We start from the raw sequence: 19,874 nt of genomic DNA, 5'->3' as shown, positions 1-19,874 counted from the left end.
CAGCATTAGTGGTGATTGAAGCAGCAGTCAGTGCAGCACTGATAGTGCCTGTTCCTGTGGTGTTGATAATTAAGGCACCTAGTGCACCATTAGTTGCTCCCCCGACGACACCGGTAAAGGTGACATTGCCAGAACCTGTAGAGACAGTTAGTGCATTAGCAGCAGAGGCAGTATTACCTACGTTCGCAGCACTATTAACGGTAGAGGAGAATAAGACGGTGCTATTGGTAGTTGTTAAGGTAATCGGAGTGCCAGTTAACACCACTGCCCCAGTGTAGGTTTGGGTGCCGGTGGTGGTGGTGTTGGCACCAATCGAAGTAGTGCCAGAGATGGCAAGGTTAGTCACTCCAGTAATCACGCCACCAAAGACGGCATTACCGGTGATAGTCAGTGCATTAGCACCACCAGCAATCGTGGAGCTGGCAGTAATCGTAGAGCCTTGCAAGGTTCTAGTAGCACCACTGCCAGTGAGGGTCACTGCCCCGGTATAGGCTTGGGTACCACTGGTGGTGATATTGGCAGCGATTGAGGTAGTACCGGAGACACTTAAATCAATCACATTAGTAATCGTGCTACCAAAGACTGCGTTACCGGTGATGGCTAAGCCGTATGCCCCAGCTACTCTGCCATTAAAGCTGGCGGTACTGGCTGTAAGGGCTGCATCAGCCCCTACTGTGACATTGTTGTTGTAGGTTTGAGCGCCACCTGCAGTATTGATGGATCCACCATTAATCGCAGTGGTACCCGATGTTGAGTTTTGTAACAGGCTAGTTGCAGCTACTGTATTACTAAAGGTAGTGTTACCAGTACTGGTTAAGGAGATATTACCCAGGCCTTGTGAACCTCCTACTGCGCCGGTAAAGGTGATGTTGCCAGTACCTGCAGAGACGGTAAGATTACGGGGGGTCGTACTATAACTGTCAATAGTAGAGGCAAATACAACGTTACTATTTATTGTTGTTAGCACAGCATTACTATTTAAAGTTAATGCATTACTGTATGTCTGCATTCCGGTTGTTGTGACATTTCCGCCTAACTTACTGCTACCGCCTGCGTTAATAGTCAAAGAGCTAAGCGCTTGACTGGCACCCACAGTACCAGTCGTGATAACACCACTATTAGTGCTAATTGTTAGAGCATAGTAAGCAGTAGACACTGCCGAATAACTAATAGTTGCCACCCCTGCAGCGCCATTCCCGCCCCAGCCGGAGTAATTTCCACCTCCACCGCCGCCGCCGCCATAATTAGATCCGTTTACCCCATAAGAACCAGTAGGATATTGTGGTGCGCCATTACCACCAGCACCCGCAATGCCACCACCACTTGCGCCACCCAATGTGAAGTTGCTAGAGCTGCCACCATCTTTCATGCCACCACCACCACCAGCTGAACCATAAGCTCCAGAGCTTGCACCAGAACTACCGTTGACGCTTGAGCCACCAGCAAAATTAGATCCTGCTCCCCCAGTGAGATTAATCGTTCCCCCACTTCCGATGCCCCCTGCGCCACCAGTGCTGCCGATTGCACCTCTACCTCCGCCTCCGGTAACTGTTATGCCTGCTAGCGATATCGTTGTATTTACACCAGACCCTGCTGTGCCGGTTGTTGTACCACTGCCACCAGCACCAACCGTGATTGAAGCAATCTGGCCAGCAGAAACGCTAATGGTTGCAATTGAAGCGCCACCGCCACCGCCACCACCTGCAGCGTCTCCTGAGCCACCACCACCGCCGCCAAGAGCATAAAGCGTTACAGAGCTAACACCTGTTGGCACTGTCCAGTTGCCAGTACTGGTAATGGTTTGGGTAGCGCTTCCTCCAGCACCACTTCCTGTACTGTCAATACTTGCAAGTGTAATAGCCCCTCCATCTGAAGTAATGGATCGATCTGCACCAGACAATAACAGCGCTCCAGTTATAGAAATACCTGCGCTGCCTGTGGCTATTAAATTACCAGCTAAGACAGTTGAAGCTGAAGTTTCAAAGCTCACAGAGTTATTAAATGTAATAGCGTTAGGAATACTAATATTTCCACTCTGAGTATTACCGCCAAAAGTAATGCCGGTAAAAGTATTCCCCAGTAATGCTAGCTCTGCGGCTGTAATATCTAACGTTGAGGTGCCCGCATCACTGGTAATGCCAACATTGATAACATTAGTCATAGTAGTCGGCTTTAGGATCAATGTTCCAGTGCCAGCGATAGCAGCCGACCAGTTTATTTCATTTGCCGTAAAACTTAAGTTACCCATTCCGCTTAAGGCAGATGCAATAGATATAGTGCCAGTACCTGCGTTTAATGTAAGTGATTTACCGGCTCCAGAAATCGCGGTTGAACTTGCTATCGTTATATTAGCGTTGCTAGCGCTGGTGTTAATTGTTAAACCAGCTCCAAGATTAATCGCAGTATTTACATCGCCTAATGTAATGCTACCTCCAGTTAAGGCGCTAGTAATGACGGTTCCACCCAAACTAATCGAAGATGGTGCCGACAGTGCCAATGCGCCTCCAGAATAGGTCAACAAATCACTAGCTTCATCGCCAATCGTTAAAGTGCCGCTGGTTTCAAAAGGAGTAGTCGTTGAAAAACTCGCAATCGAGTTACTCGCACCAGTGATGCTGAGGTTATAGGCTGCAGTCGCATCCATCTTCAATTGTGTCACTTGAAGCGAGCCTAAAAAGCTAACATTGCCTGAGGTCTTATTGAGCCAAACGGTACCAATACGAGTCGCAATAGCACCGCTCACCGTTACTAACCCACTATTCGTAAAAGTAACATTTGCATTGAGCCCTGATGCTGGACCAGTAATACTTGCTACTGCAATATTGTAAGCCCCTGCGTCTAATGTCAGTGTTGCAGAGGACGCTAAATTAACGGTACCGATGTTGAGCGCACCTCCTGCCCTGACTCGCTGATCAACCAGAAAGTTACTGGTTCTGGTGCTACTAAGATCAATTGCACCGGTACTGGTAATGTTTCCACCCACTGTATTAATACCAGTACCGGTAAAGGTGACAAATGCTAGTGGTGTAGTGCTACCAATTGCAACGGTATTAATCGTGCCGGCGCCTGCAGCAATCGTTAAACCAAATGCACTGTCAACTACCCCAAGGGTAACATTACCGTTTCCTGAGCTGGTAGTAATGGTTCTATCTGCTGCGAAGCCAGTCGTTCTTGATGTTCCCTTTAAATCTACCGCACCACTTGTAACGATATTTCCATTGATTGCATTGCTTCCCGTACCTTGCAAGGTCAGCGAACTTAGGGGTGTAGCACCCACAGCGCCAAGCGCTATAGCGCCACTACCATTGCTGATCGTGAGGCCATATGCACCAGCGATGTCTGATAAATTGATTGCACCATTTGCGCTCGATGTTAACAAGGCATCTGAATTTAAGGTCACTGACCCAGTGTAAGTTTGCGCACCAGTGGTAGTGATACTACCGCCGATCACATTAGCACCTGCTCCTGTTGAGCTATAGCTTGCCACTGCAGTACTTTGTCCGATTGCTGCAGTGGTGGTAGATTCAGAGCCAGACTTAGTTGTTAAAGCAAATGCGCCATTGACTGCGCCAGCCAGGCGTATTGCGCTCGGTGCTTTTGTACCAGAACTCAAATAACTAATCGAAACAAAACCAGCACCACTTTGTGATCCGGATGTGTAAGTAACACCAGTAGCGACTAGACTATTGGCATATGAAGAGCCACCACCGCCACCACCGCCACCACCCCTAGAGAAATAGTTGGTGAGTGATGAGTCGCTTCCTCCGGCGCCGCCTCCAAAGTATCCGCCACCACCGCCACCACCGCCCCAATAACCATAACCAGTCGACCCACCAAGACCCAGGCTACCTGATTCGCCAGTAGAGGCACCGCCATTACCAGAGCCCCCTGAGCCACCTCCAGACTGTGTAGAGCCTAAACCAGCACCGGCTCCACTTAAGGCAGCAATACCATCAGACCCTACAAGACCTCCGCCATTACCGCCAGCGCTTGCGTGGTATCCACCACTACTTCCACCGCCAGCTCCAGCAACCAAAATTCGATTTGATAAAGCAGTTCCATCCAAACGAACATCAGATGCTCCACCTCCAGAACCTACATCAATTGTGTAACCCAAATTACTATTTGAAGAGGTTGCCGAGCCACCGCCATTAGAGCCACCCGATGCAGTTCCTGAACTGCTGTTTCCCTGTCCACCAACATAAATATATAGCGTTGATCCAGCACTTACAGCTACATTCGTTGCCTGTACTTGCCCACCCAAACCACCGCCTGATCCACCACCTTGACCACCGGCTAAAGTAGCTGAAATTGCACTTACTCCAACAGGAACAACCCAGCTTGTATCCGATGTGTAAATTGTTGTTGTAGTCGTGCCAGAGGAAGCAACATTGGTTGTGTCAAGAGTCGTCGCAGCCAATAATGTAATAGCAACATTGGAGGCACCAAGTTCAAGCACACCTCCACTAGAGATTGTTCCTGCCAATTTAATCCCGCCAAGTTGTACTGTAGCAGTCAAGCCATTAACTGCAATAAAGGTATCGTTTGAGGTCGCACCAAATTGCACGTACCCAGTATTCAGTAAAGTGAGTGCATTGGTGATGGTGCTTGTGCCACCAACAATTTTCAGGTTATAGGCACCAGCAGTAGTGGTTAAGGCTGGAGCTCTAAGGCCAGCATTAAAAGCAATTGTCTGCGCATTAGCAGTATTAGTTAGGATCACTTCCGTACCTACATTTACTGCACCGCTAAATGTTGTTCCACCTGAATTGCTCACGGTAAGATTTTTCAAGCTGGTGGTTGAACCAATGGCGCCAGCAACAGTGATTAATCCACTTGTACCTGCATTTAGAGTAAGCGACTCTGTATTGGCAGTCGTACCATTGATAGCTGAACCAAAAGCAATATTGCCAGCACCACTGGCTATTGTTGTATCCGCCGTTAAGGTTACGGCACCAACATAACTCTGGTTACCTGAAGTAGTAATCGTCCCCGCAATAGAACTGGTGCCGTTAGCAGTCAATGTGGACAAACCTGATGGCGTAGTAATGGCGCCGCCAGTAGCAAGACTAAGATTGTTAACAACCAAATTAGCGCCAACCATCGCCAAGGTGCCGACACTAGAAATCGTCAAATTATTGCCAGCAGCGCCAGTTGTGCCTGAGCTACTCAAACGCAGTGTTCCGCCTGAAACTGTGGTTGTACCACTGTAATCATTGGCACCCGAGAAAATCTGTGTACCACCTGAAACAGTCAACGCACCAGCAGCACCAGTCATGACGCCTGAGTAAGTAGAGCTACCGTTCGTAATGGTGATTGTCTTACCAGCAATATTGACACCACCCGCACCAGACAAGGTGGTGATAGATGCGCCGCTACTTACCGCACTAATATCTAAGGTGCCCGTTACGGATACTGAAGATGAAGTCGCTACTGAGCCAACGCCTGATAAGGCCAAAGTTCCAGCAGTAATCGTGGTTACCCCAGTGTAGGTGTTGGTGTTGGAGAGGGTTAGGATGCCGGAACCGTCTTTAGTCAGACCACCACTACCGCTGCCGATGACGCCAGAGATAGTGGTATTGCCGCTACCAGAAACAGTTAAGAGGTTTGCACTATTGGTGAAGTTGCCACTGAAGGTGGAAGCATTCGTTGTGTTGGCATTGCTGATCGTGGCAGCACCATTTAAGGTGAAGTTCTTAGCTGAGCTAAAGGTGCCACTGCCATCAATCAGCAAGGACCCTGCATTAATGGCTACGCTACTGGCAGCGCCTAAGTTGGCATCCACATTCACACTGATAGTACCGCCATTAATGTTAGAAACGCCTGTATTGGTATTAGTACCAGATAGCGTTAAGGTACCTGTACCCACTTTAGTTATAGCTACTGTAGTGGCAGAACCATTCTGAATCACACCAGCAAATCTTGTGCTGGAGTTGTCACCACCAGCGGTGAGTACTAGAGTACCGCTAGCGGTACTAGTGATCAGACCAGTACTTGCACCGGCAATGGATCCTACTGTTTCTGAGTAACCGGCTAGATCTAGGGTGCCGTTAATTACTACTGCTGAGCTATTAGAAATAGTAGTAGCTGAACCTAGCTTGAGAGTGGCACCACTATTTATCGTTGTAGCCCCAGTGTAGGTATTGGTGTTGGAGAGGGTTAGGATGCCGGAACCGTCTTTAGTCAGACCACCACTACCGCTGCCGATGACGCCAGAGATAGTGGTATTGCCGCTACCAGAAACAGTTAAGAGGTTTGCACTATTGGTGAAGTTGCCACTGAAGGTGGAAGCATTCGTTGTGTTGGCATTGCTGATCGTGGCAGCACCATTTAAGGTGAAGTTCTTAGCTGAGCTAAAGGTGCCACTGCCATCAATCAGCAAGGACCCTGCATTAATGGCTACGCTACTGGCAGCGCCTAAGTTGGCATCCACATTCACACTGATAGTACCGCCATTAATGTTAGAAACGCCTGTATTGGTATTAGTACCAGATAGCGTTAAGGTACCTGTACCCACTTTAGTTATAGCTACTGTAGTGGCAGAACCATTCTGAATCACACCAGCAAATCTTGTGCTGGAGTTGTCACCACCAGCGGTGAGTACTAGAGTACCGCTAGCGGTACTAGTGATCAGACCAGTACTTGCACCGGCAATGGATCCTACTGTTTCTGAGTAACCGGCTAGATCTAGGGTGCCGTTAATTACTACTGCTGAGCTATTAGAAATAGTAGTAGCTGAACCTAGCTTGAGAGTGGCACCACTATTTATCGTTGTAGCCCCAGTGTAGGTATTGGTGTTGGAGAGGGTTACAGCGGCAGATCCAGCGAAAGTAACTGCACCATCACCGCTAATAGCTGCTGGCATGGTGATTGCAGAAGTGTTGGCAAAACTGACTAATCCATTGTTAGTAATAGCGACTGCACTAGTAGGTACTAAGCCAGCCATGGAGTCACCATAGCTTACTGAAGTAGTTACTGGAATAACAACAGTAGCCACGTTTCCTAAAGTTGGCCTTGCTCCTGTTGCCACGCCACCAGTAACCGTCCAGTTAGCACCATCAGACCAAGAACCGCCAGTAGCACCGGTATAGGTGACTGAAGCTAATTGGGAAATCGAGACACTCACTGAGCCACCGGTAAGGGTGTAGTTAGCATTGCTCAGAGCAAACGAGTTGCTTGTAAATGCAGTAGCTGCTGTAGTGGTGACATTTGCATTAGCCAGAGTAGCAGAACCTGAGCTAATGGTTGGGGCGGTATCACTGTTGGCCATCCCTATTAATGCGTAGCTATTGGTACTGGTAAATGTATTGCTGCCGTCATAAACTTTGGAGATCGTGATGTCCAATGCTTTAGGGCTATTGATGAAATTTTTAGCAGCACCCGCAACAAAAGTCACGCTAGAACCCGTCAAAGCTAAAGTGCCTGGATTCAAGGTCATGCTGTAGGTAGCAGCATTAGTGCTTGCTGTTAATGCAGTACTAATGTTGATCGTTCCAGTCAGACCACCAGAGGAGAGAGTAATAGTGCTCTGCCCTGCCGTAAATATCTGCGCAGCATTGAATGAGGAGAGCGAGGATGGAAGATACGCTGATCCATACAGTGTTGGGCTAGTGGAATACCAGTAACTCAATCCTGATGCTGTTCCATAGGTACCTGTTTGAGAATCGACAATTGTTAAATAAATATAAGGTGGTGCGCCGCGATAAATCACGTTGTACCCAGCAGTAGCAGGTTGAGTGCTTAAGCTAGCGCTATAGGTATAAGACTTCGGTGTTTTAGCATCCACGTAAGCCGTCAAACCAGTGCTGCCATCACTATCACCTGAGTAGAAATCGATTATTCCACCGGTACCAACAGTAAATGTTGGTGTGCCGCTCAGTTTGATGTTTTTCGTAACAGTACCCGCAGACTGATCATACCCAGCAGCTAAAAGTAATGCGGGAGTTTCTGGGGTTGATGAAGTACTCGTAGTAGCCACATTCTGAGAAATCGTCAGATCACCCGTGGTCCTGATGGAAATCGTGCCAGAGGAGCTTAGGCCGTTATAAGGCGTACCAGCAACAACTGTGCCGATTGCAAGATCACCCGTATTAACAATAGTTAGTGCGCCAATGGAGGATCCAGATGCAATGGCTCTCAGTGCATTGCTTGTGCTACTCAGCGTGTACGCCCTATTACCAACAAGAACTAATCCGTAATCACTTACACCGGCAGAAATGGCACCCGTAACAGTAATGGCGCCAGTGGTACTGCCTATAGAAGAAATACTTCCCAGGGTAATAGCACCCGCATACGTACCTGTGGTTCCACTAGAGTTAGTCAGTGCGCCTACTGCACTTACACCAACACCATTGAGTGTCAGCGCATTGGTGTTGGCCAATGTTTGACCACCAAGATCCAAGCTTGCGCCATCCGTAACAGTAATCGCACCAGCAGAGCCACCAAATGCGGTTGTACTACCTGCCTTTAAAGTGCCAGCGGAAATGGTGGTAGCACCTGTGTAAGTATTAGTTCCTGAAAGCGTTGTTGTGCCTGTAGTATTTTGGGTCAATGCGAGCGCTGCTCCAGATCCGTCAGCAATCACACCCGTACTAAAGGTGGTGGCATTAGCGCCAGTAATCGTTAAAGTGGCAGCAGTGATGGATGTTGGACCTGTGACATTTCCAGTAAAAGTGATGCCGCCTGAGTCTGCATTACTAATAGTGCTGTTAGCCAGGACATTAATGACTCGAGCAGAACTAAAGACTGTGCTTCCCGTAATCGATAAGGTGCCGCCATTTAGGTTAATGGCATTAGCTGTACTGCCTAAATTACCTGTTACGGAGACTGCTAAGGTTCCTGAACTAATCGTAGTGTTACCAGCGTAGGAGTTGTTACCTGCTAGGATCAAATTAGAAGTAGTACTGTTCTCTACAACGCCTGTCACGTTGCTACCAATGATTGAGTTGATCGTGGTAGTACCAGTACCAGTACCAATATTGCTAACTGTTCCAATATTATTCAATGCGCCAATGTTAAAGGTAATCGTTCCGGTAGTAGCATTCGCATTAATCGTTAAGTTGTTTGCCCCAGTTACACCGCCGGTAAAGATAGTAGAGATTGCTGTGCCGGTATTACCTAGGGTTAAGGTACCGGTAGTACCGGTAGCGAGAACAATGGCATTGGTGTAAGTAAGGCCTGTTCTACCAATTAGGACAGAAGCATTTGCAGAGCCAGTGATATCACCTAGGGTGATCGTACTAGTACCAAAAGCATTGGCTGCAGCTGAAGTTCCAACAATGGTGCCAGCTTTAATTGTGGTGCCACCGCTATAAGTGTTGGCACCAGAAAGAGTTAAGATGCCGCCAGTAGATCCGTCGAATATCAATGCTGTAGAACCACTAATAACACCTGTGCTAGATTGGCCAGAGCTTATAGAAGAAGAAATAATTTTTAGCGTTGTTAAGCTACTAGCAGACTTAACAGAAGCAGCCCCGCTACCGGCGTTAATAATGAGATCTTGAGCCTTAGGGGAGAGAATGACAACCCCTGAAACTCCCGATCCACCGGTGGAAGGAGTGGATCCACCATATGCACCACCACCGCCACTACCGAAGGTTATTCCATCGGTACCGTTACTATTACAACTACCGGAATTGCTGGTACAAAAACCACCATTACCAGCACCTGTTCCGCCAATACCAGCAACCCCACCATTATTCGTATACCCAGAGCCGCCACCACCGCCACTGCCGTACGTGACTGATGCCCCTGAAATAGACGATGTAGTGCCGTTACTTCCATTTACAATGTTGTTGTTTGTACCGTTCCAACCGCCCGTACCACCTGCGCCTCCACCAGAGCCACCAGCAGCGCCAGCTAATGGGGTGGTGTTTTGACTTCCCCCACCAAATCCAGAGGCCGAGGAAATAGTAGTTAGACCAGGTCCAGAAATGGAGGTTGTACCGGAGCCTTTAGCCCCAGTAGCGGCCGTTCCTCCTAAGCCTCCAGCTCCAACACCAATGGTGTAAGTGACGCCCGCAGTTAAGCCCAGTGTATTTGAAGATAAAACTTGTCCGCCGCCGCCGCCGCCGCCGCCGTTGAAACAGGCGCAAGCAGTTGCACCGCCACCGCCACCACCGCCAACTACAATATTGCTAATATTCGATAATGAAATCAATGGGGTGATGGTGTAAGTACTACCACTAAAAGATACGTAGAAATTACCTAATAACACTTTTGAAGTTAGCGTTCCTGAAGCTCCATTAAATACATAGCTACCATCAATTGTTCCCGTGAGCTGCAAGATTCCACCAGAAGTAATCGTGCCTAAGACCGTAATTCCGCCAGAGCTACTATTTAAAGCAGAAGAGCTGCCAACAACATATATTGAGCCGCCATAGTTCTGGGAACCGCTAGTTGTAATCGATTGACCTAACAAAACTGTTCCGGTGTTAGCACTTAAGTCAATTACCGACAATGCGGTGCCGCCAACATTACCGGTAAATATAATATTTCCAGAGCCATTAGCAATTGTTAAGGACTGTACTGCACTAGATTCACCATCCACCGTTGAGCTAAAAGTGATGTCGGCATTGCTTGAAGTGAGTGTTGCGTTAGATCCTAAAGTAACAGCCCCAATATAGGTTTGGGTACCAGCAGTAGTGATATTGCCACTTAAGGTAGCAGTGCTGGTGACATACAGGTTAGAAGTATTGGCACTATTAGTAATAGCGGCACCAGTAGTCATATTTAAGGTGGAGCCCAGTGTGACCGTGCCGTTATAGGCTAGATCGAGGATGCCAGAAGAACCGATGCCCACTGCACCCGTACCTAGGGCATTCCCGCTACCAGCCCTAATGGTGCCCGCACTAATCGTTGTAAGACCGGTGTAGGTGTTAGCGCCAGAGAGAGTTAAGGTACCGTTACCAGATTTAGTTAAGGTACCAGTGCTTGTAGCAACGGGGTCGGCAACAGCCATATTTCCAGCGCCAATAAAACTGATATTCTGGGTTCCCGTAAAGGCACTGCCTGAAGCCACATCAAAAGTGAGGGTACCAGCAGTACTGCCAATAGTGGTTGCAGCATTCAGTGTAACTAAGGCACTAATCGTGTTAGAACCGCTATTGTTGAGGATAGCGCCCGCGCTACTTACTCCATTGCCACCGACCGTAATCGCATCGGCAATCGTAATACCGCCTTGCAGCGCTAGAGTAGCGCCTGAGCTAATAGTGACACCACCAGCAGAGGTTCCAAGAGCACCACTATTGGCTGCAACTAAAGTGCCCGCACTAATCGTTGTAAGACCGGTGTAGGTGTTAGCGCCAGAGAGAGTCCAAGTACCGGCATCTGATTTAGTTAGAGTTCCAGAAGTAGTTCCAATGATAGAAGTAACTGATCCGCCTACTGCCCCGCCGAGGGTTAAACCAAAAGTGGCTCCGGTAATGGTACCCACGTTACTAATCGCAATAGTTCCTGTACCACCCACAATGGATGATGCACTTCCTAAGGTAATCAAACCAGCATAGGTGGCTGCTGACGCACTGGAGTTCATTACAGCGCCACTACTAGAAATACCGGTGCCATTAATGGTGAGTGCCTCAACAGTAGTAATATTTTGACCATTCAGGTCTAGTACTGCTCCAGAGGTAATGGAAGTTCCAGCCGCATTAGTCCCCAGTGCTGATGCGTTACCTAACTTCAGAGTGCCAATACTTATGGTAGTGAGGCCACTATAAGTGTTGGCACCAGAGAGAGTCCAAGTACCGGCATCTGATTTAGTTAGAGTTCCAGAAGTAGTTCCAATGATAGAAGTAACTGATCCGCCTACTGCCCCGCCGAGGGTTAAACCAAAAGTGGCTCCGGTAATGGTACCCACGTTACTAATCGCAATAGTTCCTGTACCACCCACAATGGATGATGCACTTCCTAAGGTAATCAAACCAGCATAGGTGGCTGCTGACGCACTGGAGTTCATTACAGCGCCACTACTAGAAATACCGGTGCCATTAATGGTGAGTGCCTCAACAGTAGTAATATTTTGACCATTCAGGTCTAGTACTGCTCCAGAGGTAATGGAAGTTCCAGCCGCATTAGTCCCCAGTGCTGATGCGTTACCTAACTTCAGAGTGCCAATACTTATGGTAGTGAGGCCACTATAAGTGTTGGCACCAGATAGTATCTGAGTACCTGCACCAGATTTAGTAAGCGAAGTAGATCCAGAAATAATCCCGCTGTAGTCATAACTACTGCTGGCATTATTGATGGTAATGCTGCTAGAAGAGCTTGGGGTTATATCTGCAGATCCTGTTAATCCAGCAGCAGTTAAAGTGAGTGCCCCAGCAGTAATCCCGGCAATACTATTAACAGTGCCGATTTTTAGGGGGCTACCATTAACCAAAGTCAGGGACGAAGTTCCAATGCTTGCCCCAACCGTAGAAAGATTATTTGAAGTGTTAGATAGGTTATAAGTGCCAGCGCCGATCAATACTAAGCCGCCATTTACATTAGAGGCAGTCATCAAACCACTAACAACAGAATTCCCACTCAAAGCAATATAGCCATTAGTGGCAGTCATAGCGCCAGCCCAACTCAGGGTATGCGTTGCATCTGGCCCAACCATTACAGAACCTGAATTAGCGGTTGGAAATACGGGGGTTGCAGCCGTTGCAGCACTAACAATATTGCCCGGTGTCGGTGCAGCTAAGCTGGAACCTTGAAAAATAATATTTTGATTCGCTGTAATAGATGTTGTTGATGCCTCATATAGAGCGTAATAACTGGTATTGGAACCAGCGGCGGTACTTGAAATAGTAATATTTCCGCCGGTTGATTGGATGGCGTTAGATACCCCAGTATTTAGATTGAACGCATGGTACAAAGAAGCATAAGAATTGATATTAATATTGCCTGAGGCAGTTAACACCCCCTGAGCGTCATCAAATGAAAGGCCATGTTGCCCTGCCGCATTAACAGAGATGGTTCCTGAGCTTGCAGTAATTGACTGGCGAATATAAGTTGAATACCAAGTGCTATTGTTATTCATACCATTAATGGTGACTTCACCTGCATCAGCAGTAATGCCATTCCCACCAACCGTATAGCTTGCTAAGTAAACACCGATACCCGATAAATCGATTCCAGTAATCGTAACTCCAGTTTTGCCTCGGATTGTATTGGCATCGCTGTAAATAAGTACGCCAGCTGATTCAAGATTCGCCGTGAAATTAGATGAGGTTTTAAAGCCATTGGCATATCCGGCTAAGGTGAGCGATGAGTTATAGCTGCGAAGAGTGGATGTGGCTCCCCAAATTACTACGCCATGATTAGCACCAGTACTAGCGTTCACACCATCCGCAATAGTTCTTCCACCAATTCCATAACCATTAATGCCAAGGGATCCCCATGAATAGAAATTGCCGCCATCATAAATTATGATACCAGCACCAGTATCAACAGTTGTTGGAGATACTGCATTTAACACACTGCCCGAAATTGTGATGGTGCCACCCGAAATTGGAGCAGTTCCTAAAGCAACGGTATTCGGATTGTTTACTGCAAAGATATTTCCCTTCCAAATCACACCCCAATAGAAACTAGTCGCAGCTGTTCCACTACTACCGGTTGAGTATCCAGAGGGCATGAATGTACCGGGATTAGCAGCAGTGCTAATACTTGAATAGATCGAGTTATAAGAAGAAATAATTGCAGCATTCGTTGCAGCGCTGAATGTGCCTGCTGAATTAGTTGACAGAGATGCGCCTTGCACAACAACATTACCTGCTAGAGCAACAATGTTGGTCAATGTGCTGTTCCCGTATAAACCGACACCGTATCCAAAAGCGGATAGCGTAATATTTCCAGAAACTGCTCGCAATAATCCGCCAGAACTAGCATTTAGCGAGGGGCCAGCTGCCCCAATATAGATACCATATGTTCCTGAAACCCAGCCCCCATAACCAATGAGATCGATGTTGCCGTTTGCTAAAACATAACCATACGCAGCACCGTCCGCATAGATTCCCCCGTAAAGTCCAGTCGCGCTAATATAAACATTACCTTTGCCAGGTGCGGTACCATTTGCAATCACAGGGTTACGTAGGTAATAAGCATCGTAACCATACAAACTATTATCCTTAGAAATAGCATTGATCGTCACGTTTCCAGTATCCGAAATCAAACCACAAGGGCTTGATGAACATGTGCCGGATGCACTGCCGTACATAGCAATTTCAGTTTTAGCCAATGCACTAATTGTTAAATCGCCATAAGCACGAATTGTTGTAGATGCATCATTTAAGTAAATGCCATGATATCCAATCGCATTGATTAATACGTTGCCGGCTGAGGATCGAATGGTTGATGAGCCAGTATTAAAGTCTATACCGGTAAAGTTATTTGTCGTTCCATTGGAATAAATGCTTAAATTTCCCTGAGACAATAAGGAAGTTGACTTAATGAGAATACCCCCTAGCGCAGAAATATCTAGCGTACTTCCAGTGGATTCAATCTTTGCGCTTGCCTCGGTATACAAGCCCTGATTAGTAGATGAATTAGCTACGATAGTGATAGCCCCGGAAGCGATAATTTGAGCGCTCGCATTAAGATAGAGCGCTATTTCACCGGTAGATGTAGAGGTAATGCTGACAGAACCATTAGTAGACCGCACCAAAGAGCTTGAATCTAAGTAAGTTGTTCTATTGGTGGATGAATTTGCGGTAATTGTTAAATCACCATACGAGCGTAAGGTAGCGTTTGTTGTATAGATGTCGTAAGAGCCAACAGAGCCAGCCGTAATCGTAAGGCTGCCCCCGGTCGACTCAAGCAAGGAGCCGCTATACAAGTACAAAGCAATAACTGAGCTAGAGTTAACAGCAGTTACGTTGATATTTCCTGCTGCAGCTACCGATATATTGCTGCTGACAAGCAATCTTCCAGCATTAACAGTCAAAGTGCCGGCTGATGTAAAACCACTGCTAATTGTAATTCCACCAGTGTTACCTGATTTACCCAGCGTGACTTGGCTTAGGGTTGAACCAAAACTAACGTTTGATAAAGTTTGCATACCGCTAAAAGAAGTACCAAAAGGCTCAATTGTTAATGCGCCAGTAGTGTTGATGGCGGAGCTTGCCCCAAAAGAGAAGTAGTTACTTGTCAGCGTGATGTTAGCGGATGATGATGTAACGCTTGATAAAGCACCATTAATTGTTACGGCCGAGGAGCTCCCTAATTTAATTGCGCCCTCATTAACGATTCCGTTATTTCCCCCTGAACCATTAATAGTAATAGGTCCATTTTTTGAAAGAATATATGCAGTACCACCAGCCCCACTCATGAAAAGCGGATTACCAGATGCTGCAGAATTTATACCAGAGAGTAAAATTCCGCCGCCCGTGGATGCTGTTGATTGAATAATGTAGTTTCCAGTTCTCAAAGCAACAATACCCCCGGTAAACCCGGCTACAGTTGTTGAGCCATATATACGAATTGCATCGGAACTTGTACTTGCTGATGTAATGAAAAAGTCAGCTGCAACACCGTATGCCCATTCAAAACCATGCCCAGTTTGACTACCAGCCTGAATGAGGATCGTTCCAACGCCCGAATCAATTGTGAAAGATTTCTGTGTGGCCATTCCAGGGTATAGACTTGAGCCAGAGGTATAGCCCCTCATAATGACATCACCACCACCGCTGTATAAATTAACAGAGCTGCCAGTACCACCAAGAGCGCCTAATTGAATGCCTGCAATTGTATTTGTATTCTTATTCCAAGCATAACTATCCGGAATTCCATCATTAGGAACGCCACCATTAGAGCCATCATCAGCACCACCAGCTAAAATAATTTTCCCGCCTCTCGTTGAGATTGTTACACCCGGGGCAATATATATATAGCCACCACTACCACCGGCAATACCACCAACTCCGCCAAGATCGGACCATAGAATTACATCGAGTGCAGCATTAGTAGATGTAATGTTGGCAGACACATTGATATATCCAGATGCCTGAAGCGTAAGACGGCGGCTATCTGAGCCTGTATAAGTTATAGCTCCACTTATTACCATATCCCCACAGGTAGCGCAATTACCCTCGGTATCTTTTCGTATTGAAGTGGCAGCGCTTGTACTAATAGTCACATTAGTTGATGCCAATAAACTTACAATATCTGCAGCACCATTGACACCAAATACATAGTTATATGGATCAAGCAACCAACTACCAGCGGATCCATCTGCCGCTCTTGTATCTACATAAATATGTTCTGTATTTAGCAGGCCTGCTGATGTCTCTACATTACCGCCACGACCCCCAAACTCACCACCCTTTGCATAAATAGATCCATGCGCCTCAGTGATTGAGTTCATATTCTTAATATCACTCCACAAAACTACCTTACCGCCATCTCCATGAATCAATGCACTCGCATCAATCAATGCGCCTTGCTTCATAGTCACAGTAGTTGCTTGATAGATGCCGTTACTGCCTTGCCAATCTCCGCCAACAAGGATATTTCCGCCTCCGGTGTTGCCGGTTGCAATTAATCTGGAGTTATTTTCTAGGGTGATGTGGTTGGCGGTGATGAGAATATTGCCGCCTTGGGTAGCGCCAATGGATTCGAGGACGCTGGAGATGCTGGTACTGCCATTATTTGCTGATGTGGTGATACTGCCACCGCGACCATTGCCGCCATTCGTCTGTATTACGGAATCAAAGAGGCTTAAATTGCCTGCACGGCTGAGGATTCGGATAGAGCCGCCGTTTGTACTGCCATTTGCGCGTAAACCACTGTTGATGAAACTAATATTGTCTGAAACATCAATAGAAATGGTGCCTCCAGGGCCGTTTGAGCCATTGGTCTGGATGGTATTGGGGCCGTCAAATTGGGCTGTTTTGGCAGAAAGCGCAAAAGAGCCACCCGTTGTGCCGTTCGCACTGATCGCTCCTGCCAAGTTTGCATCGTTGGATGCGGTGATGGAAATGGTGCCACCGGGGCCATTATTGCCATTGGCTTGTATAAGGCTTCCAGACTCGGCTGTGAGCGTCTGGGCGGTCAAATAGATTGATCCCCCGGCTCCACTAACACCGTTCATCGACACATCTGCTGTGCCATTTGCTAGCAACTGAGCGCTAGCATATAAATGCAGTTGATTATTCGCAATTAAGGTGATGCTATTAGCTTGCGCTGCCCTGATTGGGGTGACATTTGCACTGTTGGCATCATTTGCAGCAGTACTGGAGTACACCTGATCCAAATTATTACTGCCATTGTTCTGCGCAGTTAAGAATGTAGGTAAATCTTCTTCACGAATCACGACACCGTTATAAGTCACTGTGTTGTTGTTTGTGTTGGTGTTCGTATTGGTGTTCGTATTATTTGAATTTGTATTTACGTTGCTGCTTGCATTGATATTCAAACGCCCTGATACATACAGTGCTTGTGCCAGCAATTGAATGGCACCACCTAAGCTATTGCTGTTAGTGAGATTATTTATTGCATTACTACTTGCATTGATATTGCCGTTCGCATAAATCGTTTGCGCTTGTACCGTGACTTCTCTTGCACTGATTGTTGTGCCGACATTTAAGAATGCAATGGAACTGCTAATAATGACATTGAGATTTTCACCAGCAATGTTGGCATTGAGATCAAATATTCCTGAAGAGATGAGTTTCAAGGTAGTGAGTGTGTTGCCCTGCTTCAAGATGTCAGCGCCACTAGCAATCGTTAAGCTGCCACTACCATTCTGCGTACAGCTACCCAGGCTTGGGCAGACATTGCCATTGACTTCAATGGTCACGTTGTTGTTGCTCAATGCCGCAGAAATAATTCTTGATGCATCAGAATCAATAATGAGATCGATGGGATCTAAAAGCCATAAACCAGATTTGCCTTTGGTGTTTGTTGCGCTTGGTGTAGCCGATGCACTGGTATCGACAGAAACATTCTTACCAAGGACTACGCTGCCCTTAGAACTGGTTTCAATAAAGCCGCCGTTACCACCAAGTGCACCACCTACTGCTTTAAGTATTCCACTTACAGTAGTTTTGATCTCTGACCAAATCACAATATTGCCAGCATTACCTTCTTGTATTGCGGATGCATTGACGATGGCATTTTCTGCAACAGTCACTGTCTTGGCCATTTGTTTGGTTTGACTCGCTACTGCAGCGATTTGCTTGGTACTGGTTTCACGCTCTTCGGTACTGAGTGTGTTGGTATTTTTGTTTGTGCTTATGTTCGTGTTCGTGTTTGCTGTAGCGGCTACTTGAGCAATAGCTTGTACTGCCGCTTGATTGGTATTGGTCGCTACTGTTCTACCTAAGCCTACTTCTACATTGCCGCCGCCAGCTTTACCGCTTGCTGTCGTTTTAGAGTTTTGGGCCAAAGTAATCTCTTCACCCACGATATGGACTTGACCACCTTGGGTATTGGCACCTTTGCCATTTGCGGAGACTATTCCTGCCTGGGTCACATTAGCGGCTACCAATTCGATAACGCCGCCGTTATTCACCATGGATGATGCTGAAATACGACCCGTGTTCTTAATGACGGATCCCATTAACTGGTTGGCTGAACCTGCCGCCACCACAATCAGACCGCCTTTAACCTCAATAACCCGCTTATTTTCTATTAGGGCGCCATAGGTTGACTTGTCCACATTGACAGAAATCAGCTGATCTCCCCGGAAATCGAGGGTAATTTGTTCGCCAGCGGCTAAAGCCACCCCATTATTAGGTCCTTTTCGGGCTAAAAGGTAGCCGTCATTGCGAATTTCTGGGGCTAAGAGCGCAATATAGCCATTGGGGTCATTTACACTGATTTTGCCCTCATTAATGACCGCCCCTTTTCCGTTGCCCTTATAGGTGGATTTTCCATCCATAAAATCTTTGTTGGCGATGTTCATGGTGGTAGCAACTACCGCTGCCGCATTGATATCGGCACCCCTACCAAAGGTCACACCATTTGGATTTACTAGAACTACTTGGCCATTCGCACGGATGGCGCCATCAATCATCGATGCGCTGGCACTAGTGACTCGATTCAGGGTCACTGCTTGTGCATTTGGCTGGTTAAAGTTCACCTGGGCATTTTTGCCAACGTTAAAACTATCCCAATTCACAACAGCACGTTGTGAAGTTTGGTTGATGTTCATGGCTGCTGAAGTAGCAGTTTGTGTCTGCGAAATAGTTGCGCTTCCGGCAACAACTTGACCACCTGTTGGGAGTGCATTTACAGCAGTATCTGCGAATGCAAAATTAACCTGAGTTAGAACCAAAATCGCAATCATGCTGCGCGATTTTTTAACGACAAAAGGCCTTCTTGTTTTTGCAAACAAAAATACTTTTTCTTCAAGAAATTGCGCTGCTCGTTTTTTCAAAAATCTGCTTTATTTACTGTGTGTTTTTGTTACGTTTGTATTTCATTTTTGCCGCGTTTGTACTGCGTGTTTATTGCGAGTTTGTTGCGTTTGTATTTGTATTTTTTTCTTCTCAACTGCTTGCAGTTTTATCGATATAAAAGTACTAAGGACACTGGTATTTTACTACTAATATTCCTTCAAACCCATTGTATATATAGGGCAAATTTTTAATCAACTCATTCAACTAACCTGAATCCAGGATGTATAGATCCCTATTTTTTTATGCGAATTGGGTCCTGTAAATTCAAGGGTTTAGATATACCCCTTTTGCACCCTCTGTGAATTTCCCATAATAGAAAAAAGGAAATTGAGGGAATTAAGGCCAATGTTGATTTTCTAGATTTGGTAAGAATGATCGAAAAATGGGAAATTTGGACCCTTTTTAGGTGGCATTTAAAGCCACAATTCTGGCCAATATTGCACGCGTTTTATCGTGAAAATATGGACCCCAATCGCTACTAATAACTCG

At 46.6% G+C, this 19,874-nt stretch carries 1 protein-coding gene; it reads right to left on the bottom strand.

All coding sequences use genetic code 11. The annotated features are described in order from the left end of the window. Positions 1 to 19,363, bottom strand: a 19,363-nt coding sequence (locus B0G85_RS09915; protein ID WP_157799321.1) for an autotransporter-associated beta strand repeat-containing protein, incomplete at its 3' end; no start/stop codon positions are given. Positions 19,364 to 19,874 lie beyond the last annotated feature (511 nt).

Source organism: Polynucleobacter brandtiae (assembly GCF_002797575.1).
GTDB classification, from domain to species: Bacteria; Pseudomonadota; Gammaproteobacteria; order Burkholderiales; family Burkholderiaceae; genus Polynucleobacter; species Polynucleobacter brandtiae.
This window is presented reverse-complemented; position numbering and strand designations above follow the sequence as displayed.